This window comes from Pseudomonas paraeruginosa PA7 (genome assembly GCF_000017205.1).
GTDB classification, from domain to species: Bacteria; Pseudomonadota; Gammaproteobacteria; order Pseudomonadales; family Pseudomonadaceae; genus Pseudomonas; species Pseudomonas paraeruginosa.
On sequence record NC_009656.1, the window covers coordinates 4,730,287 to 4,755,305 of the forward strand.

21 protein-coding genes are annotated in these 25,019 nt (G+C 67.3%); all 21 read right to left on the reverse strand.

What is annotated here, in order from left to right; translation table 11 throughout:
- Positions 1 to 28 precede the first annotated feature (28 nt).
- The 21 genes from alaS to PSPA7_RS22035 all read right to left on the reverse strand — a co-directional run bounded on the left by alaS (position 29) and on the right by PSPA7_RS22035 (position 24,979).
- The gene (gene alaS / locus PSPA7_RS21935) at positions 29 to 2,653 is read right to left on the reverse strand and encodes an alanine--tRNA ligase (protein WP_012076934.1); all 2,625 of its coding nucleotides are present in this window, start codon (positions 2,651 to 2,653) and stop codon (positions 29 to 31) included.
- A gap of 121 nt (positions 2,654 to 2,774) precedes the next feature.
- On the reverse strand, positions 2,775 to 3,779 hold the full coding sequence (gene ltaE / locus PSPA7_RS21940) for a low-specificity L-threonine aldolase (RefSeq protein ID WP_012076935.1): 1,005 nt from the start codon (positions 3,777 to 3,779) through the stop codon (positions 2,775 to 2,777).
- Positions 3,780 to 3,925: 146 nt separating this feature from the next.
- Positions 3,926 to 4,924, reverse strand: coding sequence for a succinylglutamate desuccinylase (astE, locus tag PSPA7_RS21945; RefSeq protein WP_012076936.1), 999 nt, complete (start codon positions 4,922 to 4,924; stop codon positions 3,926 to 3,928).
- Between the two features lie 13 nt (positions 4,925 to 4,937).
- Positions 4,938 to 5,228, reverse strand: coding sequence for a hypothetical protein (locus PSPA7_RS21950; RefSeq protein WP_003153520.1), 291 nt, complete (start codon positions 5,226 to 5,228; stop codon positions 4,938 to 4,940).
- Between the two features lie 13 nt (positions 5,229 to 5,241).
- Positions 5,242 to 6,588, reverse strand: a complete 1,347-nt coding sequence (gene astB / locus PSPA7_RS21955; protein WP_012076937.1) for an N-succinylarginine dihydrolase — start codon at positions 6,586 to 6,588, stop codon at positions 5,242 to 5,244.
- Positions 6,585 to 8,051 (reverse strand): succinylglutamate-semialdehyde dehydrogenase, encoded by a 1,467-nt coding sequence (gene astD, locus PSPA7_RS21960; RefSeq protein WP_012076938.1) that lies wholly within the window; start codon positions 8,049 to 8,051, stop codon positions 6,585 to 6,587. The genes astB and astD overlap by 4 nt, the downstream gene beginning before the upstream one ends.
- A 42-nt stretch (positions 8,052 to 8,093) precedes the next feature.
- Positions 8,094 to 9,116 (reverse strand): arginine N-succinyltransferase subunit beta, encoded by a 1,023-nt coding sequence (gene aruG / locus PSPA7_RS21965; RefSeq protein ID WP_003156986.1) that lies wholly within the window; start codon positions 9,114 to 9,116, stop codon positions 8,094 to 8,096.
- A gap of 11 nt (positions 9,117 to 9,127) precedes the next feature.
- On the reverse strand, positions 9,128 to 10,144 hold the full coding sequence (gene aruF, locus PSPA7_RS21970) for an arginine/ornithine succinyltransferase subunit alpha (RefSeq protein WP_003085950.1): 1,017 nt from the start codon (positions 10,142 to 10,144) through the stop codon (positions 9,128 to 9,130).
- A gap of 226 nt (positions 10,145 to 10,370) precedes the next feature.
- Positions 10,371 to 11,591 (reverse strand): bifunctional succinylornithine transaminase/acetylornithine aminotransferase, encoded by a 1,221-nt coding sequence (gene aruC / locus PSPA7_RS21975; protein ID WP_012076939.1) that lies wholly within the window; start codon positions 11,589 to 11,591, stop codon positions 10,371 to 10,373.
- A gap of 361 nt (positions 11,592 to 11,952) precedes the next feature.
- Positions 11,953 to 12,942 (reverse strand): transcriptional regulator ArgR, encoded by a 990-nt coding sequence (argR, locus tag PSPA7_RS21980; RefSeq protein WP_003155533.1) that lies wholly within the window; start codon positions 12,940 to 12,942, stop codon positions 11,953 to 11,955.
- Between the two features lie 32 nt (positions 12,943 to 12,974).
- A complete protein-coding gene (gene aotP / locus PSPA7_RS21985; protein WP_012076940.1) occupies positions 12,975 to 13,739 on the reverse strand; it encodes an arginine/ornithine transport ATP-binding protein AotP in 765 nt (254 codons plus the stop codon).
- A 19-nt stretch (positions 13,740 to 13,758) separates the two neighbouring features.
- Positions 13,759 to 14,871: a M14 family metallopeptidase gene (locus PSPA7_RS21990; RefSeq protein WP_012076941.1), complete on the reverse strand. Its 1,113-nt coding sequence runs from the start codon at positions 14,869 to 14,871 to the stop codon at positions 13,759 to 13,761.
- A gap of 13 nt (positions 14,872 to 14,884) precedes the next feature.
- Positions 14,885 to 15,583: an ABC transporter permease gene (locus PSPA7_RS21995; protein WP_003154026.1), complete on the reverse strand. Its 699-nt coding sequence runs from the start codon at positions 15,581 to 15,583 to the stop codon at positions 14,885 to 14,887.
- 16 nt (positions 15,584 to 15,599) lie between these two features.
- Positions 15,600 to 16,289 carry an ABC transporter permease gene (locus tag PSPA7_RS22000; RefSeq protein WP_012076942.1) on the reverse strand — a complete coding sequence of 230 codons (690 nt, stop codon included), beginning with the start codon at positions 16,287 to 16,289 and terminating at the stop codon, positions 15,600 to 15,602.
- Positions 16,290 to 16,407: 118 nt separating this feature from the next.
- Positions 16,408 to 17,187 carry an L-arginine-binding protein AotJ gene (gene aotJ / locus PSPA7_RS22005; RefSeq protein WP_012076943.1) on the reverse strand — a complete coding sequence of 260 codons (780 nt, stop codon included), beginning with the start codon at positions 17,185 to 17,187 and terminating at the stop codon, positions 16,408 to 16,410.
- 540 nt (positions 17,188 to 17,727) lie between these two features.
- On the reverse strand, positions 17,728 to 19,683 hold the full coding sequence (acs, locus tag PSPA7_RS22010; protein ID WP_003154030.1) for an acetate--CoA ligase: 1,956 nt from the start codon (positions 19,681 to 19,683) through the stop codon (positions 17,728 to 17,730).
- Between the two features lie 179 nt (positions 19,684 to 19,862).
- The gene (dctM, locus tag PSPA7_RS22015) at positions 19,863 to 21,146 is read right to left on the reverse strand and encodes a C4-dicarboxylate TRAP transporter large permease protein DctM (RefSeq protein ID WP_012076944.1); all 1,284 of its coding nucleotides are present in this window, start codon (positions 21,144 to 21,146) and stop codon (positions 19,863 to 19,865) included.
- Positions 21,143 to 21,781 carry a TRAP transporter small permease gene (locus tag PSPA7_RS22020; protein ID WP_033997325.1) on the reverse strand — a complete coding sequence of 213 codons (639 nt, stop codon included), beginning with the start codon at positions 21,779 to 21,781 and terminating at the stop codon, positions 21,143 to 21,145. Before PSPA7_RS22020 ends, dctM begins: the two co-directional genes overlap by 4 nt.
- 48 nt (positions 21,782 to 21,829) lie before the next feature.
- Positions 21,830 to 22,825 (reverse strand): TRAP transporter substrate-binding protein, encoded by a 996-nt coding sequence (locus PSPA7_RS22025; RefSeq protein ID WP_012076946.1) that lies wholly within the window; start codon positions 22,823 to 22,825, stop codon positions 21,830 to 21,832.
- Positions 22,826 to 22,938: 113 nt separating this feature from the next.
- Positions 22,939 to 23,766 carry an HpcH/HpaI aldolase/citrate lyase family protein gene (locus PSPA7_RS22030; RefSeq protein ID WP_012076947.1) on the reverse strand — a complete coding sequence of 276 codons (828 nt, stop codon included), beginning with the start codon at positions 23,764 to 23,766 and terminating at the stop codon, positions 22,939 to 22,941.
- Between the two features lie 10 nt (positions 23,767 to 23,776).
- Positions 23,777 to 24,979, reverse strand: coding sequence for a CaiB/BaiF CoA transferase family protein (locus tag PSPA7_RS22035; RefSeq protein ID WP_012076948.1), 1,203 nt, complete (start codon positions 24,977 to 24,979; stop codon positions 23,777 to 23,779).
- Between the last annotated feature and the right edge of the window lie 40 nt (positions 24,980 to 25,019).

The following is a 25,019-nucleotide window of genomic DNA, read 5'->3' on the forward strand; positions in this document are numbered from 1 at the left end:
GTCGCTCCGACGAGGGGCGGGCGCGGCGTCAGAGCCCTTGCTCGACGAAGCGCTGGGCCAGGGCCAGGGCTTCGTCCAATTTCGCTGCATCGGTGCCACCGCCCTGGGCCATATCCGGGCGTCCGCCACCTTTGCCACCAACCGCCGCCGCGGCTTGCTTCATAAGCTCGCCGGCCTTCAGTTGGCCGGTCAGGTCCTGGGTCACACCTGCGACCAGCACGACCTTCCCGTCCAGCTCGCCGCCGAGCAGGATCACTGCGCGGCCGAGCTTGTTCTTCAACTGGTCGACCAGCGCCAGCAGCGCCTTGCCGTCCAGACCATCGAGGCGCGCGGCGAGTACCTTCGCGCCCTTGATATCCACCGCCGCCGCCGAAAGGTCGTCGCCGGCCGCGCTGGCAGCCTTGGCCTTGAGCTGCTCCAGTTCCTTCTCCAGCGAGCGGTTGCGCTCCAGCAGGGCGCCAAGCTTGTCCAGCAGGTTGTCGCGGCTGCCCTTGACCAGGCCGGCCGCTTCCTTGAGCTGTTCCTCGGCACCGTTCAGGTATGCCAGCGCCGCCGCGCCGGTGACCGCTTCGATACGACGAACGCCGGCGGCCACGCCGCCTTCGCTGGTGATCTTGAACAGGCCGATGTCGCCGGTGCGCGACACGTGGGTACCGCCGCACAGCTCGACGGAAAAGTCCCCGCCCATGCTCAGCACGCGCACCTGGTCGCCGTACTTCTCGCCGAACAGCGCCATGGCGCCTTTGGCCTTGGCGGTGTCGATGTCGGTTTCCTCGGTCTCCACCTCGGTGTTGCGGCGAATCTCGGCGTTGACGATATCTTCCAGGGCCTTCAGCTGCTCCGGCTTGATCGCCTCGAAGTGGCTGAAGTCGAAACGCAGCCGCTGGCTGTCCACCAGCGAGCCCTTCTGTTGTACGTGGTCGCCCAGCACCTGGCGCAACGCGGCGTGCAGCAGGTGGGTGGCGGAGTGGTTGAGCGCGGTGGCCTGGCGTACCGAGGCGTCGACCTCGGCCTTGACCGCGGCGCCGACGCTCAGGCCGCCCTCGGCGACCACGCCGTGGTGCAGGTGTGCGCCGCCAGCCTTGGTGGTGTCACGCACGTCGAAGCGCACACCGGCCGCCTCGAGGTAGCCGCTGTCGCCGACCTGGCCGCCGGACTCGGCGTAGAACGGCGTCTGGTCGAGGACCACGACGCCCTCCTCGCCTTCCTCCAGGCGCTCGACGGCCTGACCGTCCCTGAACAGCGCGACGATCTGCCCGGCGCCGGAGACGCCCTGGTAGCCGAGGAAGCGGGTCTCGCCATCGACCTTGACCAGGCTGTTGTAGTCCATGCCGAAGGCGCTGGAAGCGCGGGCGCGCTCGCGCTGGGCCTCCATCTCGCGCTCGAAGCCATCCTCGTCGATGGTCAGCTCGCGCTCGCGGGCGATGTCATTGGTCAGGTCGACCGGGAAGCCATAGGTGTCGTACAGCTTGAATACCACGTTGCCGGGAATCACGCTGCCCTGCAGTTCGGCCAGGTCCTGCTCGAGGATCTTCAGGCCCTGTTCAAGGGTCTTGGCGAACTGCTCTTCCTCGGTCTTCAGCACGCGCTCGATGTGCGCCTGCTGTTGCTTCAGCTCGGGGAAGGCATCGCCCATCTCGGCGACCAGCGCTGCGACGATCTTGTGGAAGAAGGTGCCCCTGGCGCCCAGCTTGTTGCCGTGGCGGCAGGCGCGGCGGATGATCCGCCGCAAGACGTAGCCGCGACCTTCGTTGGACGGCAGCACGCCGTCGGCGATCAGGAAGCTGCAGGAACGGATGTGGTCGGCTACCACCTTCAGCGACGGCGCGTCGTCGTTGGCGCAGCCGATGGCCTCGGCGGAGGCTTTCAGCAGATTCTGGAACAGGTCGATCTCATAGTTCGAGTGCACGTGCTGGAGTACCGCGCTGACCCGCTCCAGGCCCATGCCGGTGTCCACGCTCGGCGCCGGCAACGGGTGCATGACGCCGTCCGCGGTGCGGTTGAATTGCATGAACACGTTGTTCCAGATCTCGATGTAGCGGTCGCCGTCTTCTTCCGGCGAACCGGGCGGGCCGCCCCAGATATCCGGTCCATGGTCGAAGAAGATCTCGGTGCAAGGACCGCAGGGCCCGGTATCGCCCATCGCCCAGAAGTTGTCGGAGGCGTACGGCGCGCCCTTGTTGTCGCCGATCCGCACCATGCGCTCGGCGGGCACGCCGACTTCCTTGGTCCAGATGTCGTAGGCCTCGTCGTCGGTGGCGTAGACGGTGACCCAGAGCTTTTCCTTGGGCAGGTTCAGCCATTTCTCGCCGGTGAGGAACTCCCAGGCGTAGTGGATAGCGTCGCGCTTGAAATAGTCGCCGAAGCTGAAGTTGCCCAGCATCTCGAAGAAGGTGTGGTGGCGAGCCGTGTAGCCGACGTTCTCCAGGTCGTTGTGCTTGCCGCCGGCGCGCACGCATTTCTGGCTGGTGGTGGCACGGGTGTAGGCGCGCTTCTCCAGGCCGAGGAAGCAGTCCTTGAACTGGTTCATCCCCGCGTTGGTGAACAGCAGGGTCGGGTCGTTCGCCGGGATCAGCGAACTGGAGGCGACACGGGTGTGCCCCTTCTCTTCGAAGAAGCGGAGGAAGGCTTCACGGATTTCAGCGCTTTTCATAGGTTCTTCCACGGAAAATTGGCGGCCACGAATCGCCGGCAAAGGGCCGCATTATATCGGCCCTTTGGCAAGGTTGTAGTGTCTTTGCGCGATAGTTATTGCCTATTGGCGACCTTTTCGCTTATGAGCGACGAAAGGCCGCGAAGGCATCCAGTACTTGTCCTATGGACTCGGCGGAAACGTCCAGATGGGTGACCAGGCGCAAACGCGCCGCCGCGCTGATCCGCACCTCGCGCTCGGCGAGGAAATCGCGCAGCGCGACGGCCTGCTCACCGATGTCGAGGTAGACCATGTTGGTCTGCACCGGCTCTACCGCATAGCCCAGCTCGCGCAGCCCGTCGCCCAGGCAGGCGGCGTTGGCATGGTCGTCGGCCAGGCGCGCCACCTGATGGTCCAGGGCGTACAGCCCGGCCGCCGCCAGCAGGCCGGCCTGGCGCATCCCGCCGCCGACCATCTTGCGCCAGCGGCGGGCCTTGCCGATCAGTTCGACGCTGCCGCAAAGCACCGAGCCCACCGGCGCACCGAGGCCCTTGGACAGGCACACCGACACCGAGTCGAAGTGCCGGGTGATCTCGCTGGCGTCTACGCCCAGCTTCACCGCCGCGTTGTACAGGCGCGCGCCATCCAGGTGCAGGGCCAGCCCGCGCGCGCGAGTGAAGGCACGGGCGGCGGCCAGGTAGTCGAGCGGCAGCACCTTGCCCTGCATGGTGTTTTCCAGGGCCAGCAGGCGGGTCCTGGCGAAATGGAAGTCGTCGGCCTTGATCGCCGCCGCAACCTTGTCCAGGTCGAGCGAACCGTCGGCCTCGCCGTCGATCGGTTGCGGCTGGATCGAGCCCAGCACCGCGGCACCACCGCCCTCGTATTTGTAGGTATGCGCCTGCTGGCCGACGATGTATTCGTCGCCGCGCTCGCAGTGGGCCATCAATCCGAGCAGGTTGCTCATGGTCCCGGTCGGTACGAAGAGCGCCGCGGCGAAGCCCAGGCGCGCCGCCAGCTCTGCCTCCAGGCGGTTGACCGTGGGATCCTCGCCATAGACGTCGTCGCCCAGTTCGGCCGCGGCCATGGCTTCGCGCATGCCGGCGGTGGGCTGGGTGACGGTGTCGCTGCGCAGGTCGATGACAGGCACGGAGGGCTCCTCGGTTCGGCGGAAAAGCCCGATCCTACGGCGCTCCACCGGCAGCCACAAGGGAAGACGGGAAATCTTCCCGGTCGCAAAGAAAACGGAGCGCCGCAGCGCTCCGTCATGATCGTGGGGGAAACGGCCGATACCTCTCAGAGCTTGGCCGGAACCACCAGGATTCCGGCGCGCAGTCCGTTCTTCACCCGTGGATTGGGAAAGATGATGCGCGCGCCGACCTCGTCCACCACCCAGCGCGTGCCGCCGATATCCTCGGCCAGCAGGTAGCCCGGCGAGAGTTCGGTGAAGTTGGCCACGTCGTCGTCGAGGTGCAGGCGGAAGTGGTCGCTGTGCTTGATCACCTCGCGGGACACGCTGAACAGCTTGAGGCCGTCGAGGTGGGCGCCATCCGGGCGCTCCTCGCTGCCGTCGATGAGCATCTCCAGGCGCCGTTCCAGGCGCTCCAGGTTGACCTGCTGGTTCTGCCCGAATGGTCGCGCCTTGCCCAGCTCCAGGGTGAAGGCCTCGGCGCCGAGCTGGCCGTAGGTATAGGCGCTGAAGGTGATTCCCGGTTTGTTCTGCAGCAGCACCGCCTCGATGCCGGCGTCGCGCAGGCGGGCCAGTTCGGCGCGGGAGTGCTCGCGGCCCTCGGCCCAGGGATAGAGGGCGAACTGCTCGATCCTCGAGCCACGGATCGCGGTGTGCAGGTCGTAGTGCAGGCGGTCCCGCTCGCCCCGGCTGAAGAACACCTGGGCCAGGCGTTCCAGCTCGGCGGCGCGGAAGGCCTCGTTGCCGCTGCCTTCCTCGTGGCGGCCGTTGAACAGACGGTTCATGTCCTGCTCCACGAAGCGTTCGCCACGGCGAATCGCCTCGGGGTTGCCAAGCAGGAACAGGACCCGCGCGGCGGGCTTCAGCTCGCCGCTGGCGAGCTTGCGGACCAGCCGTTCGAGCAGTTCGATGGGCGCGGTCTCGTTGCCGTGGATACCGGCCGAGAGCAGCAGGTCGACGCCATTGTCGCGGGCGCCGATCGGCGTGACCTCCAGGGCGCCCTCGGCCAGCCAGTGCAGGCGGGTGCCGTCGGCGGTGAGCTGGATCTTCTCGGTCGGCTCGCGGCCGGCCAGGGTCAAGTCGAGCAGTTTGCCGAGGGCGAGCATGGGATGTCCTCAGTCAGTGGGTGTGGTCGCAGCCGCAGTCGGGGCCGTGCTCGTGGTCGTCGCCCTCTTCGATCGGCTCCATCTCCAGTTGCAGGCTGACCAGGTTGGTCGCCATCGGCCGCAGCAGCAGGTTGGTGTACTCGGTGTCGCCGTCCTCGACATCCACGCCGATCAGCAACTGGCCGTTACCGGCCTGCTGGATCCACACTTCCTTGCCCTGCCAGACCACGGCGAAGCGGGTGCAGGAGGTTTCCAGCTGGGTGCCGTCGGTGTCTTCGAGGATCAGTTGCAGGCTATCGGACATGATGGTGAGGCTCTCAATCGAGTTGGAAGGAATAGACCGAACCCAGTTTAAGGATCTGCGTCAGTTCATCCAATGCCGTCCGGCATTCCTGGAGCAATTGCGGATCGGCCAGGTCGGCTTCGCCGAGGCGGTCGCGATAGTGCCTGTCGACCCAGGCCACCAGGGTATCGTACAGGCCGGCAGTCATGATCACCCCTGGGTTCACCGCCGCCAGCTCCTGTTCCTTCAGCGCCACGCGCAGGCGCAGGCAGGCCGGGCCGCCGCCGTTCTGCATGCTCTGCTTGAGGTCGAAGACCTTCACCTCGCGGATCGGGCCATCGTCGCCGGTGAGCCGCTCCAGGTAGTTCCAGACCCGCGGGTTGTTCCGGCACTCCTCCGGTACCACCAGCAGCATCGAGCCATCGGCCTTCGACAGCAGTTGGCTGTTGAACAGGTAGGACTTCACCGCATCCTCCACCGCGACCTGCTCGCGCGGCACGCAGATGGCGCGGAAGCGGCCACCCCGGCGGCCGAGCTTGTCGTGCAGTTCGGCGAGGACCTTCTCGGTATCGAGGAAGGCATCCTCGTGGTGGAACAGCACCTCGCCGTTGCCCACCGAGATCACGTCGTTGTGGAACACGCCCTGGTCGATCACCGCCGGGTTCTGTTGAGCGTAGACCACCCCGGCCTCGCTCAGCCCGTGCAGGCGCGCGACCGCCTGGCAGGCTTCCAGGGTCTGGCGCGCCGGATAGCGTTGCGGCGCCGGGAAGCGACTGTCGAAGGCGCTGCGGCCGAAGACGAAGAACTCCACCCCGGCATCGCCATAGTCCTTGCAGAAGCGCGTGTGGTTGGCCGCGCCTTCGTCGCCGAACTGGCTCACCGCCGGCAGCGCCGCGTGATGGGCGAAATGCCGTTCGTCGTTGAACATCGCCGCCAGCACGCGGCTGGTGGTGGGATGCTCGATGGATCGGTGGAACTTGCAGTTCAGGTTGGCCGCCGTGAAATGCACGCGACCGTCGGCGGTGTCGGCGCTCGGACTGACCGTGGCGGCGTTGGCGGTCCACATGCTCGACGCCGAGCTGCAGGCGGCGAGGAGAGGCATCGCTTCCTTCGCCGCGCGGCGGATCACCTCCTCGTCGCTGCCGGAGAAGCCCAGGCTACGCAGCGCGGCGGTATCCGGGCGGGCTTGCGGGGCGAGCACGCCCTGCTTGAAGCCCAGCTCCATCAACGCCTTCATCTTCGCCAGGCCCTGCTTCGCCGCTTCCTTCGGGTTGGACAACGCCTGGCTGTTGCTTTGCGAAGCGACATTGCCGTAGGACAGGCCGCCGTAGTTGTGGGTCGGGCCGACCAGGCCGTCGAAATTCACTTCATGGGCATTCATAGGCTGATCCCGGGAGTCAGGGTGGCGGGAAGGGACACGCTGGGGCTTTCCAGCGAGGCGACCGGATAGGCACAGTAGTCGGCGGCATAGTAGGCGCTCGGCCGGTGGTTGCCGGACGCGCCGATACCGCCGAACGGCGCGCTGCTGGCGGCGCCGGTGAGCTGCTTGTTCCAGTTGACGATGCCGGCGCGGCTCTCGACGAGGAACTGCTCGAAGCGCTCGCGGGAATCCGACAACAGGCCGGCGGCGAGGCCGTACCGGGTGGCGTTGGCTTCGCGGATCGCCGCGGCGAAGTCGACGTAGCGGATCACCTGCAGCAGCGGGCCGAAGAACTCCTCGTCGGGACGCTCGGCCACCGCGCTGACATCGAGGATGCCCGGCGTCAGCAGGGCCGCGCCGTCGATCGGCTGGGTCATCGCCAGCAGCGGCAGCGCGCCCTTGCCGATCAGCTGCTCCTGGGCCTTGAGCAGGTGCTCGGCGGCAGCGAGGGAAATCACCGAGCCCATGAACGGCGCCGGCTGTTCGTCGAAGCGGCCGACCCGCAGGGTCGCGCTGACCGCCACCAGGCGCGCCAGCAGCGCGTCGCCCCAGGCGCCCTGCGGCACCAGCAGGCGGCGGGCGCAGGTACAGCGCTGGCCGGCGGAAATGAAGGCGGACTGGATGATGGTGTAGACGGCGGCGTCGAGGTCGGCGACCTCCTCCACCACCAGCGGGTTGTTGCCGCCCATCTCCAGCGCCAGGATCTTCTGCGGCTGGCCGGCGAACTGGCTGTGCAACAGGTTGCCGGTGCGACTGGAGCCGGTGAAGAACAGGCCGTCGAGCCCGCTGTGGGCGGCCAGCGCGACGCCGGTCTCGCGGCCACCCTGGACCAGGTTGAGCACGCCGGCCGGCAGGCCGGCCTCGATCCAGGCCTTGAGCGTCAGCTCGGCGACTTTCGGGGTCAGCTCGCTGGGCTTGAACACCACGCAGTTGCCGGCCAGCAGCGCCGGGACGATATGCCCGTTGGGCAGGTGGCCGGGGAAGTTGTAGGGACCGAACACCGCGACCACCCCGTGCGGCTTGTGCCGCAGCACGGCGCTGGCGTCGGCCAGCGGGCCGGACTTCTCGCCGGTGCGCTCGCGGAGCGCCTGCACCGAGATCGCCACCTTGTTGACCATGCTGGTCACTTCGGTCGCCGACTCCCACAACGGCTTGCCGGTCTCCTCGCCTATCGCCCGCGCCAGTTCGTCGGCATGCGCCTTGAGAGTGGCGGCGAAGCGCTCCAGCAGCTCGATACGCTGTTCCAGCGGGCGCCGCGCCCAGGCCGGGAAGGCTTCGCGGGCGGCGCGCACGGCGGCGTCGACCTGGGCGGCGTCGGCGCCTTGCCCGGACCAGACCACGCCCTGGCCGACCGGATCGAGGGACTCCAGGGTCTCGCCCTGGCCCGCCAGCCACTGGCCGGCAATGTAATGGGTACTCATCATCGACTCCTCGGGCGCCCTCGCCGGGGCGCCTGCATCAGGCTTTCAACCGCGCTTCTGCGCCGACAGCGGCACCGCGCGCACCGAGGCCCCGGCTGCCAGGCGCAAGCGCCTGGCGGTCAGCGGATCGACCACCAGGGTGCCGGCGGCGGCCCGCGCCGGCGCGGCGGTGATACGGCAATCCTCGCGCTTGCGGTTGTGGATCAGGTATGGCTCGGCGTCATCGCCGGGGGTGCCCACCGCCAGCACCAGGTTCTGGCTCTCGGCGATGGCGCGGATCTTGTCGGTCTCGGCCTCGATCGCCGGGCCGGCGTCGAAGATGTCGACGTAGCCCTGGTAGCTGAAGCCCTCGGCCTTGAGCATCGCCAGCGCCGGCTCGGTGTTCGGGTGGACGCGGCCGATCACCCCGCGCGCCTCCTCGGAGAGGAAGCAGGTGTAGAGCGGGAACTTCGGCATCAGCTCGGCGATGAAGGCCTTGTTGCCGACCCCGGTGAGGTAGTCGGCCTGGGAGAACTCCATCTTGAAGAAGTGCCGGCCGAGGCTTTCCCAGAACGGTGAACGCCCTGCCTCGTCGGACATGCCGCGCATCTCGGCGATCAGCTTGTCGCCGAACAGGTGGCGGAATTCGGCGATGAACAGGAAGCGCGCGCGCGACAGCAGCTTGCCGTTGAGGCCGCTGCGGTGGTCGGCGTGGAGGAACAGCGAGCACAGCTCGGAATTGCCGGTCAGGTCGTTGGCCAGGAACAGCGTGGGGATCTCGCGGTGGATGTCGAGTTCCTGCGAAGCGCTCACGGTGAGGCCGACCCGGTAGTTGTACCAGGGTTCGCGAAGTCCCACCGCTCCGGCGATGGCGGAGATGCCGACGACCTTGCCGGCGTCGTCCTCGAGGACGAACAGGTAGTCGGCGTCGCCGCGTTCGGCCTCGCCGCGGAAGGCCTTCTCGGCCCAGCTGACGCGATGCTGCAGGCGCTGTTCGTTGGCCGGCAGGGTGGTCAGGCCGGTGCCGGTGCTGCGCGCCAGCTCGATCAGGGCCGGCAGGTCGGCGCTGGTGACGGGACGTACGATCATGTCGGGCTCCTTCAGACCGCAACCAGGCGCACGCTGGCGCCTTCGCCGACGCCCAGGGCCTCGGCGGCTTCAACACTCAGGGCCACCGGCTTGCCGGGCGCCCAATCCAGGTCCAGCACGACCGCGCGGAAGTCCTGGAGCTGGCCGTTGGTGACCAGGTAGGGGCGACCGCTCTTCGGCGCCTCGCCGATCTTCACCGGCACCACCCGGCTCTGGGCGATCGAGCGGATCCCCGAGGTACGCGCGTGCAGGGTCGGGCCGCCATCGAAGATATCGATGTAGTTGTCGGTCTCGAAGCCTTCGCGCATCAGGATGTCGAAGGTGATCTGCGCTCGCGGGTGGACCTGGCCCATGGATTCCTGGGCGGCGTCCGGCAACAGCGGCACGTAGATCGGGTAATGCGGCATCAGCTCGGCGAGGAAGGTCCGGCTCTTCAGCCCGGAGAGCTTTTCCGCCTCGATGTAGTTGAGGTCGAAGAAATTGCGCCCGACCGCGTTCCAGAACGGCGATTCGCCCTGCTCGTCGCTGTAGCCGACGATCTCTACCACCACCGCGTCGGCGAAGCGCTCCGGATGGCTGGCCATGAACAGCAGGCGGCCGCGCGAGTTGAGTTCGGCGTAGACGCTCTGCACCAGGTCGCGCTGCACGTAGAAGCTGGTCAGCAGGCTGTTGCCGGTAAGGTCGTGGCACAGCGAGAGGACATGGATCTTGTTGTGGATCGACAGCGAGCGCGAGGCGTGCACGAAGGTTTCGTTGCGGAAGCTGTAGAACGGCTCGGAGAAGCCGGCCGAGGCGACGATCGCCGAGCAGCCGACCAGCTCGCCGCTGGCGCTGTCCTCGAGGACGAAGAAATAGCTTTCCTCGCCGTTGTAGCTCACTTCCGCGGCGAACGAGGCCTCGGAGGCGAGGATCTTGTCGCGCAGGCGTTCGGCGTCATCCGGCAAGGACGTGACGCCCACCGGGCTGTCCGCCGCCAGACGCTGCACCTGTGGCAGGTCGGCCGCTTGGGCGGGGCGCATCACCAACATGGCGTCACTCCTTTCTCAGACAACGATGATTGCTGCATCCATGCGCGGGATCGCGGCACCATCCTGTGCCACGGGGTCGATCATCCAGCAGGGAAGTAGGCGCACCGCGCACGGCACGCTTCACGGCCCCGGCGCAGGCCGGGACCGGCACGCCCGGGGCCCGTGCGGACCACCCGGGGCGTCACGACCGGGGGTCCCGGCCTCCAGCGGGACGCCAGGGTCCGGCTCAGCCGCGGACCAGCTTGGCCACGGCGCGCTCGAAGCGCTCCAGGCCTTCGTCGATCTCGGCGTCGTCGATCACCAGGCTCGGCGCGAAGCGGACCACGTCGGGGCTGGCCTGGAGCACCATCACCGCCTCCTTCTCGGCGGCGTTGAGCACGTCGCGGGCCTTGCCTTTCCACTCCTCGGTCAGCGCCGCGCCGATCAGCAGGCCCATGCCACGGATCTCGCCGAAGATGCCGTACTCCTGGCCGATCTTCTGCAGGCGGGACTTGAAGCGCTCATGCTTGGCCTTCACGCCGTCCAGCACTTCCGGGGTATTGATCACGTCCAGCGCCGCCTCGGCCACCGCCGAGGCCAGGGGGTTGCCGCCGTAGGTGGTGCCGTGGGTGCCGACCGACAGGTGCTTGGCGATCTCGCTGGTGGTCAGCATCGCACCGATAGGGAAGCCGCCGCCCAGGCTCTTGGCGCTGGAAAGGATGTCCGGGACCACGCCGTAGTGCATGTAGGCGAACAGCTCGCCGATGCGGCCCATGCCGCTCTGCACCTCGTCGAAGACCAGCAGCGCGTTGTGCTCGTCGCACAGTTTGCGCGCACCTTCCAGGTAGGCCTGCTGCGCCGGCAGCACGCCGCCCTCGCCCTGGATCGGTTCCAGGACCACGGCGCAGGTCTTGTCGGAGATCGCCGCCCTCAGCGCCTCGAGGTCGTTGTAGGGGACGTGGGTGATGCCTTCGAACTTCGGCCCGAAGCCATCGGAATACTTCGGCTGGCCACCGACGTTGACGGTGAACAGGGTGCGCCCGTGGAAGCTGTTGCTGGCGGCGATGATCTCGTACTTCTGCGGGCCGTAGACGTCGCTGGCATAGCGACGGGCCAGCTTGAAGGCCGCCTCGTTGGCCTCGGCGCCGGAGTTGGCGAGGAACACCCGCTCGGCGAAGGTGGCATCCACCAGCTTGCGCGCCAGGCGCAGCGCCGGCTCGTTGGTGAAGACGTTGGAAACGTGCCAGATGCGCTGGGCCTGCTCGGTGAGCGCCTTGACCAGCGCCGGATGCGCATGGCCGAGGGAGGTCACGGCGATGCCGCCGGCGAAGTCGATCAGCTCGCGACCGCTCTGGTCCCAGACGCGCGATCCCTCGCCTCGCACCGGGATGAAAGCGGCGGGGGCGTAGTTGGGGACCATATACCGGTCGAAGTCGGCACGTTCTACCTGCGCATGGGGAGCGGACATCGGTGTTTCTCCTGCCTGAAGGCGGCTATCGATGAAAGGATTGTAGGGATTGGAACCGGGCCGGCATTGCCGCCATGCGACAACTTGTTATAGCGCCAACCCGGGAATTTCCGCGGCTTTCGGAAATGCGACAGAAAGCATCGGGAAGGCGCAGTGTAAACGCGCGATGCCTCCGGGTGCATGCTTCTTCTGCGCCGGCCAGCGCGCCGCAAAGCCGCGGGAAAAGCCGGGACAGGAACGCGGATCGAGCGACGCCTGGTCGTGGCTTCGTGCGGCGGCCTCGGGAGGGGAGGCCGTCTGCGCCGGCAGGCGGAACCGGCCTATGCCCTGGCCAGCACCTTCAGCGCCGGCGCAGCGCGACTCAGCCGCGCTCGACCGGGGTGAAGGTCGAGTCGAAGGCGCTGCCGCCGCGCCGCTGGTTGCGGTCCTCGCGCGGCGTGACGCCGAAGAAGTTGCGGTAGGCGCTGGAGAAGTGCGGTCCGGAAGAGAAACCGCAGGACAGGCCGATCTGGATGATCGACTTGCTGGTCTGCATCAGCATCTGCCGCGCGCGGTTCAGGCGCAGCTCCAGGTAGTACTGGCTGGGCACGCGGTTCAGGTACTGCTTGAAGATACGCTCCAACTGGCGCCGCGAGACACAGACGTGCTGGGCGATCTCGTCGGTGGTCAGCGGCTCCTCGATGTTGGCCTCCATCAGCAGCACCGCCTGGGTCAGCTTCGGATGGCTGGAGCCGAGGCGGTTCTTCAGCGGGATGCGCTGGCGCTCGTTGCCTTCGCGGATGCGCTCCACCACCAGTTCCTCCGAGACCGCGCCGGCCAGTTCCGCGCCATGGTCGCGGGACAGCAGCGCCAGCAGCAGGTCGAGCACCGCCATGCCGCCGCAGGCGGTCATGCGGTCGCGATCCCATTCGAACAGGTGGTTGGTGGCGATGACCTTGGGGAAGCGCTCGGTGAAGTCGTCGTGCCAGCGCCAGTGCACCGCGGCGCGATAGCCGTCGAGCAGGCCCAGTTGGGCCAGCGGGTAGATGCCGGCGGACAGCGCGCCGATCGCCGTGCCCGAGCGCGCCAGTTGCTTGAGCGCCATGCCCAGCGCCGGCGATACCGCGGCCGGCGCCTCATCGGCGACCAGGAACAGCCGCGAGCACTGCTCCAGCCTGCCGTTCCAGGCCAGCCCCGGCAGGCGCCAGCCCTCCTCTTCCGGCGGCGCCTCGGCGAGCAGGAACAGCGGCTCGTAGAGAGCTTCGGGATGCAGCCGGCGGGCCGCCCGCAGGGCTTCCTCGGCGAGCGATAGCGTGAGCGCGCGGGTGGCGGGCCAGAGGAGGAAACCGATGCGTTGGGGTTGGGCAGTCATGGGAGCAGCTTAGCCGGCCTCTGCGATGAATGTTACTTGAGGCTGCCGGAGAGGAACTGCTTGAGGCGGTCCGACTGCGGGTTGGCGAGGACTTCCTTCGGGCAGCCGCGCTCTTCGACCAGGCCCTTGTGGAGGAACACCAACTGGTTCGAGACCTCGCGGGCGAAGCCCATCTCGTGGGTTACCACCACCATGGTGCGGCCTTCCTGCGCCAGGTCCTGCATGACCTTCAGCACCTCGCCGACCAGTTCGGGGTCGAGCGCCGAGGTCGGCTCGTCGAACAGCATGACTTCCGGCTCCACCGCCAGCGCCCGGGCGATCGCCACGCGCTGCTGCTCGCCGCCGCTCATGTGCGCCGGATAGGCGTCCTTGCGGTGCGCCACGCCGACCTTGGCCAGGTAGTGCTCGGCCTTCTCGATGGCTTCCTTCTTCGCCACCCCGAGGACGTGGACCGGCGCCTCGATGACGTTCTCCAGGGCGCTCATGTGCGACCACAGGTTGAAATGCTGGAACACCATCGACAGGCGCGAGCGCATGCGCTGCAGCTGGCGGGAGTCGGCAGCCTTCAGCGCGCCATCGCGGCCGGGCACCAGCTTCAGCTCCTCGCCGTTGAGCAGGATCTTGCCGGCGTGCGGCTGCTCCAGCAGGTTGATGCAACGCAGGAAGGTGCTCTTGCCGGAACCGCTCGAGCCGATGATGCTGATCACGTCGCCCGCTTTCGCCGCCAGCGAGACGCCCTTGAGCACCTCGTGGCTACCGTAGCGCTTGTGCAGGTCTTGGACTTCCAGTTTGTACATGTTGTGTGTTCTCGGCTAATCAGTCGCTGAGCAAGCGTCCCTGACGGATCGGTTGACGACCGGCCACCTTGGCCAGCCAGAGTCCCGGCTGCGCATAGCGCATCCGTTCGATGGCGAAAAGCACGCCGGACACCCCGGCGCACACCGTGCTGGCGCGGTCGGCCAGGGGATCGATGACCTGGAACAGCGGCTCGCCCGCCTCCACCCATTCGCCCGGCCGGCGCAGGAAGCTGACCACGCCGGTATGCGGGGCGTGCACGTATTCGGTGCCCTCGAAGGGCAGGCCTTCGCAGCAGTCCTCGGGCGCTGGCGGCCATTCGCCCTCGACGAAGCCCTGTTCGGCGAGGAAGGCCAGGATCGCCTCGGCGCTGGCCTCGGCCTGTTGCGGCGAGGTATCGGCCTGGCCACCCAGTTCGACGGTGGTCGCCAGGCAGGCCAGTGGCAGCGCGGCACGCGGATACAGGCGCGACAGGCGCAGCCAGGGCACCGAGCAGGCCTCGTCGAACGAGCCGCCGCCGGACTCCTCGGCGAGCAGCCCGACGGCGGCGCCCAGGCGCGCGGCCAGGGAGGCGAAGGCCGGCCACTGCTGCGGCAGGGTATAGAGGTGAATCGCGGCCTCGAAGTCGCAGTGCAGATCGAGCACCAGGTCGGCATCGCAGGCATGGCGGTAGAGCAGACGCTGCATGCCGTCCAGCTCCGAGGTCGCCGGCGGCAGCGCGTCCAGCGCCTCGCGCAGGGTCTGGCGGACCAGCGCAACGTTGGCCCGCGGGTCGTCGCCCAGGCGCTCGCCGGCGCTGTCGATCACCGCGTCCAGCAGGTCGGGGAAATCGCGGTTGAAATTGCGCCCGCTGCTCATCTCGAAGCGCCCCTGGTGCAGCGCCTGGATCATCTGCCCGAGACCGACCGGATTGGCCACCGGCACCAGCTCGACGGTGCCGCGCAGGCGGCCTTCCGCCTCCAGCCGGCGCAACCGCTGCTTCAGCTCCCAGGCGGTGCGCATCCCCGGCAGTTCGTCGGCGTGCAGGCTGGACTGGATGTAGACCTTGCGCGCGCCGGAGCCGAAGCGGAACACGCTCAGGCGCTTCTCGCTTCCCAGGGTGCTCCATGGCAGCAGGTGATCGATACGCTCCATGCGGTCCTCCGGGTCAGGATTTGCGCGGCGCCAGGTAGGCCAGCCAGCGTCGTTCGGCAAGCTTGAACAGGCGCACCAGGATGAAGGTCAGGCACAGGTAGAACAGGCCGGCGGTGATGAACGCCTCGAACGGCAGGTAGTACTGCGAGTAGACGTTCCGCGCGGCGCCGGTGATGTCCACCAGGGTGACGATGGACGCCAGGCTGGTGGTCTGCAGCATCATGATCACCTCGTTGCTGTACTGCGGCAGGGCGCGACGCAGCGCCGAGGGCAGGAGGATGCGGCGGTACATCTGCAGGCGCGACATGCCCATCGCCTTGGCCGCCTCGATCTCGCCGTGGGGCGTGGCCTTCAGGCTGCCGGCAAGGATCTCGGCGGTATAGGCGCTGGTGTTGATGGCGAACGCCAGGCAGGCGCAGAACGAGGCGTTCGACAACCAGGGCCACAGCGCGCTTTCGCGCACCGCGTCGAACTGCGCCAGGCCGTAGTAGATCAGGAACAGTTGGACCAGCATCGGCGTGCCGCGGATCACATAGGTGTAGAGCCAGGCCGGGAAATTCACCAGCGGCTGCCTGGAGACCCGCATCAGCGCCAGCGGCACCGCCAGCAGCAGACCGACCAGGAGGGAGATCGAGAGCAGCCTGAGGGTGACCAGCAGGCCGTCGAAATAGAGCGGAAGGCTGTCCCAGATGACAGAGAAATCGAAGATCACGGCAAGGCCCCTTGATTCACAGTTCCGCGGTTTTCACGCCGACCGAATAGCGGCGCTCGAGCAGACGCAGCAACAGCAGCGACACGCTGGTCACCAGCAGGTACAGGCCGGCCACGGCGAGGTAATAGGTGAACGGCTCGCGGGTCGCGTCGGAAGCCTGCTTGGCCTTGAACATCATGTCCTGCAGGCCGACCACGGAAATCAGCGCGGTGGCCTTGACCAGCACCAGCCAGTTGTTGGTGAAGCCGGGGATCGCCAGGCGGATCATCTGCGGCACCTGGACGCGGAAGAACACCTGGCGGTGACTCATGCCGTAGGCATAGCCGGCCTCGCCCTGGCCCTTGGGGATCGCCATGAAGGCGCCGCGGAAGGTCTCCGAAAGATAGGCGCCGAAGATGAAACCGAGGGTGCCGACGCCGGAGACGAAGGGATTCAGGTCGATGTAGTCGTCGTAGCCGAACTGCGGTGCGACCCAGTTCAACAGGGCCTGGCCACCGTAGAAGATCAGCAGGATCAGCACCAGGTCGGGAATGCCGCGTACCACCGTGGCGTACAGGTCGCCGCACCAGGCCAGCCAGCGCACCGGCGACAGGCGGAAGGCCGCGCCGAGCAGGCCGAGCATGATGGCCAGGAGCATGGAAAGCAGGGCCAGCTGGAGAGTCAGCCAGGCGCCATCGACGATGGTCGCACCGTAGCCAGTGATCATCAAAACGGTACCTCTATGCAGCTAATGCAGCGCTAAAGCAGGGGCGTCCACTCAATAAAAAAGTGGCACAAACAGCGCGAGGCGTCGCGGAGGTTTGTGCCACCTGTGACGGACAGCGTCAGTTCGCGCCGTAGACGTCGAAGCTGAAGTACTTGTCCTGGATCTGCTTGTACTTGCCGTTGGCGCGCAGGGCGTCGATGGCCGCGTTGAACTTGCCGGCCAGCTCGCTATCGCCCTTGCGCACGGCAATACCGACGCCTTCGCCGAAATACTTCACATCGTTCAGTTGCGGGCCGACGAAGGCGTAGCCCTTGCCGGCGTCGGTCTTGAGGAAGCCGTCCTCGAGATTCACCGAGTCGGCGACCACCGCGTCGAGACGACCGGCCACCAGGTCCATGTTGGCCTCCTGCTGGGAGTTGTAGCGCACCACTTCGACGCCGGCCGGGGTCAGTTCGCCGGAGGCATAGCGGTCGGCGGTGCTGCCGCGCAGGACGCCGGCCTTCCTGCCCTTCAGGTCGGCCTTGGGATCGTTGAGGCTGGCGCCTTCCTTCATCACGAAGCGCGCCGGGGTGTTGTAGTACTTGTTGGTGAAGTCCACCGAGCGCTTGCGCTCGTCGGTGATGGTCATCGACGACAGGATGGCGTCGATCTTGCGCACCTTCAGCGCCGGGATCAGGCCGTCGAACTCCTGCTCGACCCACTTGCACTGCACCTTCATCTCCTCGCAGAGGGCATTGCCGATATCCACGTCGAAGCCTGCCAGCTGGCCATCCGGGGTCTTCAGCGAGAACGGCGGGTAGGCCGCCTCGATGCCGATGCGCACCGGCTTGTCGGCGGCGAAAGTGGGCAGGGAGAGCACGGACAGCGCCAGGGCGCCGAGAAGTGCGAGCTTCTTCATCTGGAACTCCTTCGAAGGGGATAGCATCGATTGGCAGGAGAAATAGAACCTTGCCCAGGCCGCCGACGGATATGCGTGTTCACCGGCTCTTGCGCAGGGACGCCTTCTCGTGGAAAGGGCGCCAGCTGGGGTGAGCGGCATTCTAGCGACAGGCCGGAAGTGGTTATTTCTTCAATGCGACAACTAATTATAAAAGCACCGAAGAGGGCTTTCGGCGATATTGACAGGCAGCTGCATTTGTGCCCGGAAAGCGCGAAGTGTAATCAATGAGTAAAGCAAATCTCAAGCCATAAATTGGTAATTCCTTCTTCTTCAACGGTTTGGACGAGCCGACTCGCTTCGCCTGCTACCCCGTGTCGCACCCTCACGGTGCGTGGCGTTTCCTCTCGCCCCAATTATGCGCAGGCGCGCATCACCGAAGTGTTACCGCCCACGCATTCCCGCGCGCGCCCATTCGGCACGCCCTCCTCCTCGACCCGCGCCAAATGAAAGACCCCGCGCAGCTCGCACCGCGCGGGGTCGTTTCGGATCAGGCGGGAGTCAGGCGGCCTGCATCGAGCGATGGGTCTCGATCAGGTGCTGGACCACGCCCGGATCGGCAAGGGTGGAGATGTCGCCGAGGGTGTCGTACTCGGCCGCGGCGATCTTGCGCAGGATGCGCCGCATGATCTTGCCCGAACGGGTCTTCGGCAGGCCCGGCGCCCACTGGATCACATCCGGCGTGGCGATCGGCCCGATCTCGCGGCGGACCCACTGCTTCAGCTCCTGGCGCAGCGCCTCGCTCGGCTCGACCCCGGAGTTGAGGGTGACGTAGACATAGATGCCCTGCCCCTTGATGTCGTGCTGCATGCCGACCACCGCCGCCTCGGCGACCTTCGGGTGGGCGACCATCGCGCTTTCCACCTCGGCGGTGCCCATGCGGTGGCCGGAGACGTTGAGCACGTCGTCGACCCGCCCGGTGATCCAGTAGTAGCCGTCCTCGTCGCGGCGCGCGCCGTCGCCGGTGAAGTACATGCCCTTGAAGGTCTTGAAGTAGGTGTCGACGAAGCGATCATGGTCGCCGTAGAGGGTCCGCGCCTGGCCTGGCCAGGAGTCGAGGATCACCAGGTTGCCTTCGGCCGCGCCCTCGATCAGGTTGCCCAGGTTGTCCACCAGCGCCGGCACCACGCCGAAGAACGGCTTGGCCGCGGAGCCCGGCTTCATCGCATGGGCGCCCGGCAGCGGGGTCATCAGGCAGGCGCCGGTCTCGGTCTGCCACCAGGTGTCGACGATCGGGCAGCGCGACTGGCCGACGGTCTCGTAGTACCACTGCCAGGCTTCCGGGTTGATCGGCTCGCCCACCGAGCCGAGCAGGCGCAGGCTGGAGCCATCGGCACCGGCCACCGCCGCCTTGCCCTCGGCCATCATCGCGCGGATCGCGGTCGGCGCGGTGTAGAGGATGTTGACCTTGTGCTTGTCGATGATCTTCGCCACGCGGGTCACGTCGGGGTAGTTCGGCACGCCCTCGAACAGAATGGTGGTGGCGCCGTTGGCCAGCGGGCCATAGACGATGTAGGTGTGGCCGGTGACCCAGCCGATGTCGGCGGTGCACCAGTAGACTTCCCCCGGACGGTAGTCGAAGACCCGCTCGTGGGTCAGCGAGGCGTACACCAGGTAGCCGCCGGTGGTATGCAGCACGCCCTTCGGCTTGCCGGTGGAACCGGAGGTGTAGAGGATGAACAGCGGGTCCTCGGCGCCCATTTCCTTCGGTGCGCAGGTGCTGCCGGCGACCTTCATCAGGTCGTCGTACCAGACGTCGCGGTGCTGGTTCCACTTGATTTCCGCGCCGGTACGCTTGCAGACGATGATCTTCTGCACGCTGGAGGTTTCCGGGTTGGTCAGGGCGTCGTCGACGTTGGCCTTCAGCGGAGTACGCTTGCCGCCGCGCACGCCTTCGTCGGCGGTGATCACCACCTTCGACTTGCAATCGATGATGCGCCCGGCCAGGGCTTCGGGGGAGAAGCCGCCGAAGACCACCGAGTGGATCGCGCCGATGCGGGTGCAGGCGAGCATGGCGACCACGGCCTCGGGGATCATCGGCATGTAGATGGTGACCACGTCGCCGCGGTGCACGTCCTGCCCGCGCAGGGCGTTGGCGAACTTGCAGACCTGCTCGTGGAGCTGGCGGTAGGTGATTTCCTGGTGGTCGGCGGGATCGTCGCCTTCCCAGATGATCGCCACCTGGTCGCCGCGTTCGGCGAGGTGACGGTCGAGGCAGTTGTGCGACACGTTGAGGGTGCCGTCGGCGAACCATTTGATGTCCACGTGATGGTCGTCGAAGGAGGTCTGCTTGACCTTCTCGAACGGCTTGATCCAGTCGATCCGCTGGGCCTGTTCGCGCCAGAAGCCGTCGGGGTTGACGACGGACTGCTGGTACATCGTCTTGTAGGTGGCTTCGTCGGTGAAGGTCCGTGCCACCGCTTCCGGGTGCACGGGGTACAGGGATGCCGCAGACATGGCTTTAACCTCGGTACGTGAGTGTTGTTTTTGTTGTGCCCAGTTGTAGCGAGCGCACACTCCACGAACCATACGACCATGGTCTTACCACTGCGCGACACCACCTATGGTCGCTATAAGCCGCGCCGATCGTAGCCTTGCGTGGGTCGGCGGGGCGCGTCACTCACCCCGCCCCGGCCTCAGCTCATGCCCAGCAGGCCGGGCAGCCACAGCGAGATCAGCGGCACGTAGGTCACCAGGAGCAGGAACAGCAGCAGGATCATCAGCCACGGCAGCGCCGCGCGGATGGTCGCGCCCAGCGGCATACCGGTGACCGCCGAGGTGACGAACAGGTTGAGGCCCACCGGCGGGTGCACCAGGCCGATCTCCATGTTCACCACCATGACGATGCCCAGGTGGATCGGGTCGATGCCCAGCTTCATGGCGATGGGGAAGAAGATCGGCGCCAGGATCAGCACGATCGCCGAGGGCTCCATGAAGCTGCCGGCGACCAGCAGGACCACGTTGACCATCAGCAGGAAGCCGATCGGGGTCAGGCCTTCCTGCACCACCCATTCGGTGATCTGCTGGGGGATCTGCTCGGTGGTCAACACATGGGCGAAGAGCATGGCGTTGGCGATGATGAACATCAGCATGATGCTCAGCCGCCCCGACTCCAGCAGCACCTTGGGACAGTCGCGCAGGCGCATGTCCTTGTACACGAACAGCGCGACGAAGGCCGAATACACCGCCGCCACCGCCGCCGCCTCGGTGGGGGTGAACAGCCCGGAGTAGATGCCGCCGAGGATGATCACCAGCAGCAACAGGCCCCAGCCGGCGCGGCGCGCGGCGGCCAGCCACTCGCGGAAACTGGCGCGCGGCTGCGCCGGCAGCTTCTTGACCCGCGCGACGATGTAGATCACCACCATCAGGATCACCCCGAGCAGCAGCCCCGGAACCACCCCGGCGACGAACAGCTTGCCCACCGAGGTCTCGGTGGCGGCGGCGTAGACCACCATCACGATCGATGGCGGGATGAGGATGCCCAGGGTCCCGGCGTTGCAGATGATCCCTGCGCCGAAGGCGCGCGGATAGCCGGAGCGCACCATGCCGGCCACGGCGATCGAACCGACCGCCGCCACCGTCGCCGGCGACGAGCCGGACAGCGCGGCGAACAGCATGCAGGCGAGCACCGCGGCGATCGCCAGGCCGCCGCGGATGTGCCCGACGCAGGCGTTGGCGAAGTCGATCAGGCGCCGCGCCACGCCACCGGTGGTCATGAACGCGCCGGAGAGCAGGAAGAACGGGATCGCCAGTAGCGTGTAGGCCTCGGAGGTCTCGAACAGCTTGATCGCCAGCGAGCGTACCGAGTCCGGGCTGAACAGCAGGATCGTCAGCGCGCCGGACAGCCCCAGGGAGATGGCGATGGGCACGCCGATGAACATGAACAGGAACAGCAGCAGGAACAGGATCAGCACGGTCATGGACGGTACTCCCCGGTCTCTTCGCCGGCCAGTTTGGAGGCCTCGGCGGCTTCGTCGGCGAGACCCAGCCCGAGCTGGCGACCGCGCAGCAGGTTGACCAGGATTTCCAGGTAGCGCAGCAGCACCAGGCCGAAGCCGAGCGGCACCACCATCGCGATGTAGGCCTGGAGGATGCCGAAGTGATCGAGGTCCTCGGCGCCGATGCCGGCGACGAACAGGGTCTTCACCCAGTCGTAGCTGGCGATCATGAACAGCCCGGCGTAGCCCAGGCAGCACAGGCAGGCGAGCACCCCGACCAGGCGCTGCAGCGGGCGCGGCGCCAGGCGCACCAGGGCGTCCACCCCGAGGTGACCGGCAGTGCGCACGCCGTAGGCGATGCCGAGGAAGATCAGCCAGGCGAACAGCGCCCTGGTCAGCGCATTGCTCCAGGACATGTCCTGGGCCACCCCGAGGATCGCGTCGCCCACCGAGTACAGCGGAGCCCGCAGCGGCGGCAGGCGGTCGCCGAGGTCGTAGAACAGGGTGAAGACGTTGGTCATCACCACATAGAGGAAGGTCACCAGCGTCATCGCCGCCAGCAGGAAGGCGATGGCGCCCTCCTCGAAGCGGTTGCAGACGCGCACGAGTCGATTCATTTCGGTGTTCTCCACAATGCCCCGCCCGGCCGGGCGGGGCCGGACGGGTCAATCGGGACGGTTGGAGGCTTCGGCGGCCTGGAGCAGGTCAGCGCCGACATTGCCACGGAATTTCTGCCATACCGGCTGCATCGCCTGGCGCCAGTCGGCGCGCTGCTGCGGGCTCAGGGTATGGATCTCGCTGGCGCCGCTGGCGAGGATGCGCTGGCGGGCGTCGCGGTTGAGGCGCTCGGCCGCGAGGTTCACCTGCGCGGTGACCTCCTCCATGATCCGCTGCAGCTCCTCGCGGATGTCCGCCGGCAGGCCGTTCCAGAACTTCGCGTTGGTGATCACCATGTAGTCCACCAGGCCGTGGTTGGACTCGGTGAAATACTTCTGCACCTCGTTGACCTTCTGGCTCTCGTAGTTCGACCAGGTGTTCTCGGTGCCATTCACCACGCCGGTCTGCAAGCCCTGGTAGACCTCGGCGAAGGACATCTTCCGGGAGATAGCGCGCAACTGGCGGAACTGCTCGTTGAGCACGTCGGACGCCTGCACGCGGAACTTCAGGCCGCGCGCGTCTTCCGGCTCCAGCAACGGGCGGTTGGCCGAGAGCTGCTTCATGCCGTTGTGCCAGTAGGCCAGGCCGAGGATGCCCTTGTCCTGCATGCTGGTCAGCAGGCCGCGCCCCTGCGGGCTGCGCTGGAAGCGGTCGACCGCCTGGATGTCGTCGAAGAGGAACGGCAGGTCGAATATCTGCACCTTGCGCGTGTACTGCTCGAACTTGGCCAGGGACGGCGCGAGCATCTGCACGTCGCCCAGCAGCAGCGCCTCCATTTCCTTGCCGTCGCCGAATAGCGAGGAGTTGGGGTAGACATCCACCTCGACCCGTCCGGCCAGGCGCTGTTCGACGAGTTTCTTGAACAGCAGCGCACCCTGGCCCTTGGGCGTGTTTTCCGCGACCACGTGGGAAAACTTGATGACGATCGGCTGCGCGGCATTCGCCAGGCAGGAGCCACCGATCGCCAGGGCGCACAGCAGCGCCCGTACCATCGTCTTGAACATGTCGTGACCTCAGATTGTTGTTGTGCTTTCGAGGTATCGACGAGCCTGACGCAGCTGGCGCGTTCGGAGAATTCGCCATTGCACAAGCCCGCATTCGCGTCTGTCGAACGCGCTCAGCCGCCCTCCCCGGCCCGCTCCAGCAAACGCCGTGCGCGTCCCAGCACCGGCGCGTCGACCATCTCGCCATCGACCACGAAGACTCCCGCGCCGCAGGCGCCGGCCTGCGCCACGCGACGCGCCCAGTCCAGTTCCGCGGGACTCGGCATCAATGTCTGGTGGATCGGCTCGACCTGCCCCGGATGGATGCACAGCAGCCCGCCGAAGCCCATGTCGCGAGCGAAGCGCACGGCCTCGATCAGTCCGGCGCGGTTCTGGATCGCCGGATAGACGCCGTCCAGCGGCGGCGCCAGGCCTGCCAGGCGTGACTGCAGGAGCAGCGCGTAGCGGGCGTGGCCGAGGATCTGCTCGGCAGCGTTGCTGCCGGTGTTGAGATCGAGGTCCAGGGCCAGGTCGAGGGCGCCGAAGGACAGCCGCTCGACCCCCTCGGCGGCGGCGATCCCGCCCAGCGCGGCGAGGCCGCGGGCGCTCTCGACGATGGGCCAGACCGGCTTGCCGCTGCCCTGCGCGGCGTGTCGTACCTGGGCGGCACTCTCCACCTTCGGCAGGAGCAAGCCGATCACCCCGGCGTGCTCGCGGCACAGCGCCAGGTCGTCGGCATGCCCGGGATGCTCCGCCGCGTTGATCCGCACCAGCACCCGGGCTTCCGGCGTATCGACGAGGAAACGCCGGAGATTGGCCCGCGCCTCGACCTTCAGTCCCTCCTCCACCGCATCCTCGAGGTCGACGATGACTCGGTCGGCGCCGCTGGCAAGGGCCTTGGGGATCCGTTCCGGGCGGGTCGCCGGGACGAACAGCGCGCTGCGCACGATCTGTCGGTTCATGTCCGCCTCCTCATACCGTTCCGGTCGCGCGCAGGCGCTGGATATCGGCGGCGGTACAGCCCAGTTCGGCAAGCAGCGTGTCGCTGTCGCCGCCCAGCGCCGGCACCGCATCCATGCGCGGAACGAAGGCGCTGCTGCTGGCCGGCGGGAACAATGCCGGCAGGCGCCCGGCCGGGCTGTCGATGGAGGTCCAGCGTTGCCGCGCCTGCAACTGCGGGTGCGCCCAGACCCCGGCCATGTCGTTGACATGGGCATTGGCGATCTGCGCCTGTTCCAGGCGCGCCACCACCTCGGCGGCCGGCAGGCTGGCGAAGGCCTCGACGATCAGCGCGCGCAGGGCGTCACGGTTGGCCGAACGCTTGAAGTTCGCCGAGAAGCGCTCGTCGTCGGCCAGTTCCGGCTGCCGCAGGACCTTGTCGCAGAACGCCCGCCACTCGCGCTCGTTCTGCAGGCCGAGCATCACCGTACCGCCGTCGCCGGCAGGGAACGGCCCGTAGGGATAGATGGTCGCGTGCGAAGCGCCGGCGCGCGGCGGTGGCGGCGCGTCCTGGTAGGCGTAGTACATCGGGTAGCCCATCCACTCCACCAGGCTTTCCAGCATCGACACGTCGATCCGGCTGCCCTCGCCGGTGCGTTCACGCAGTAGCAGCGCCGAAAGAATGCCGCTGTAGGCGTACATGCCGGCGGCGATGTCGGCGATCGAGCAGCCGGCCTTGGCCATCTCGTTTGGCCCGGCGCCGCCGGTCACCGAAAGGAAGCCGCCCTCGCTCTGGATCAGCAGGTCGTAGGCCTTCTTCTTCTCGTAGGGACCGCCTTCGCCGTAGCCGGAGATATCGCAGACGATCAGCCGCGGGAAGCGCTCGCGCAGCGCCTCGTAGGACAGCCCCAGGCGCGTCGCGGCGCCCGGCGCGAGGTTCTGCACCAGCACATCGGCGCCCTCCAGCAGCTTCTCCAGCAATGGCAGCGCCTCGGCCTGCTTGAGGTCGAGGCTGAGGCTCTGCTTGGAACGGTTGGTCCAGACGAAGTGCGACGACAGGCCGTTGACCCGCTCGTCGTAGCCACGGGCGAAGTCGCCGACGCCCGGGCGCTCGATCTTGATCACCCGCGCGCCGAGATCGGCCAGTTGGCGGGTGCAGAACGGCGCGGCGATGGCGTGCTCCAGGCTGACCACGGTGATGCCGTCGAGCGGGCGCGGCTTGGGGGATTGCGTCATGGTTCGGGCTCCCTGCCCTCGCCCGACGGGGGCGAGGTGC

Coding starts and splice junctions, on each gene's coding strand:
- alaS (WP_012076934.1), bottom strand. CDS start 2,653: ATGAAAAGCGCTGAAATCCGTGAAGCCTTCCTCCGCTTCTTCGAAGAG.
- astE (WP_012076936.1), bottom strand. CDS start 4,924: ATGCTCGCCCTCGGCAAACTGCTCGACTTGACCCTGGCCGGCCGCGAG.
- PSPA7_RS21950 (WP_003153520.1), bottom strand. CDS start 5,228: ATGTCCGATAGCCTGCAACTGATCCTCGAAGACACCGACGGCACCCAG.
- astB (WP_012076937.1), bottom strand. CDS start 6,588: ATGAATGCCCATGAAGTGAATTTCGACGGCCTGGTCGGCCCGACCCAC.
- astD (WP_012076938.1), bottom strand. CDS start 8,051: ATGATGAGTACCCATTACATTGCCGGCCAGTGGCTGGCGGGCCAGGGC.
- aruG (WP_003156986.1), bottom strand. CDS start 9,116: ATGATCGTACGTCCCGTCACCAGCGCCGACCTGCCGGCCCTGATCGAG.
- aruF (WP_003085950.1), bottom strand. CDS start 10,144: ATGTTGGTGATGCGCCCCGCCCAAGCGGCCGACCTGCCACAGGTGCAG.
- aruC (WP_012076939.1), bottom strand. CDS start 11,591: ATGTCCGCTCCCCATGCGCAGGTAGAACGTGCCGACTTCGACCGGTAT.
- argR (WP_003155533.1), bottom strand. CDS start 12,942: ATGACTGCCCAACCCCAACGCATCGGTTTCCTCCTCTGGCCCGCCACC.
- aotP (WP_012076940.1), bottom strand. CDS start 13,739: ATGTACAAACTGGAAGTCCAAGACCTGCACAAGCGCTACGGTAGCCAC.
- PSPA7_RS21990 (WP_012076941.1), bottom strand. CDS start 14,871: ATGGAGCGTATCGATCACCTGCTGCCATGGAGCACCCTGGGAAGCGAG.
- PSPA7_RS22000 (WP_012076942.1), bottom strand. CDS start 16,289: ATGATCACTGGCTACGGTGCGACCATCGTCGATGGCGCCTGGCTGACT.
- aotJ (WP_012076943.1), bottom strand. CDS start 17,187: ATGAAGAAGCTCGCACTTCTCGGCGCCCTGGCGCTGTCCGTGCTCTCC.
- acs (WP_003154030.1), bottom strand. CDS start 19,683: ATGTCTGCGGCATCCCTGTACCCCGTGCACCCGGAAGCGGTGGCACGG.
- dctM (WP_012076944.1), bottom strand. CDS start 21,146: ATGACCGTGCTGATCCTGTTCCTGCTGCTGTTCCTGTTCATGTTCATC.
- PSPA7_RS22020 (WP_033997325.1), bottom strand. CDS start 21,781: ATGAATCGACTCGTGCGCGTCTGCAACCGCTTCGAGGAGGGCGCCATC.
- PSPA7_RS22025 (WP_012076946.1), bottom strand. CDS start 22,825: ATGTTCAAGACGATGGTACGGGCGCTGCTGTGCGCCCTGGCGATCGGT.
- PSPA7_RS22030 (WP_012076947.1), bottom strand. CDS start 23,766: ATGAACCGACAGATCGTGCGCAGCGCGCTGTTCGTCCCGGCGACCCGC.
- PSPA7_RS22035 (WP_012076948.1), bottom strand. CDS start 24,979: ATGACGCAATCCCCCAAGCCGCGCCCGCTCGACGGCATCACCGTGGTC.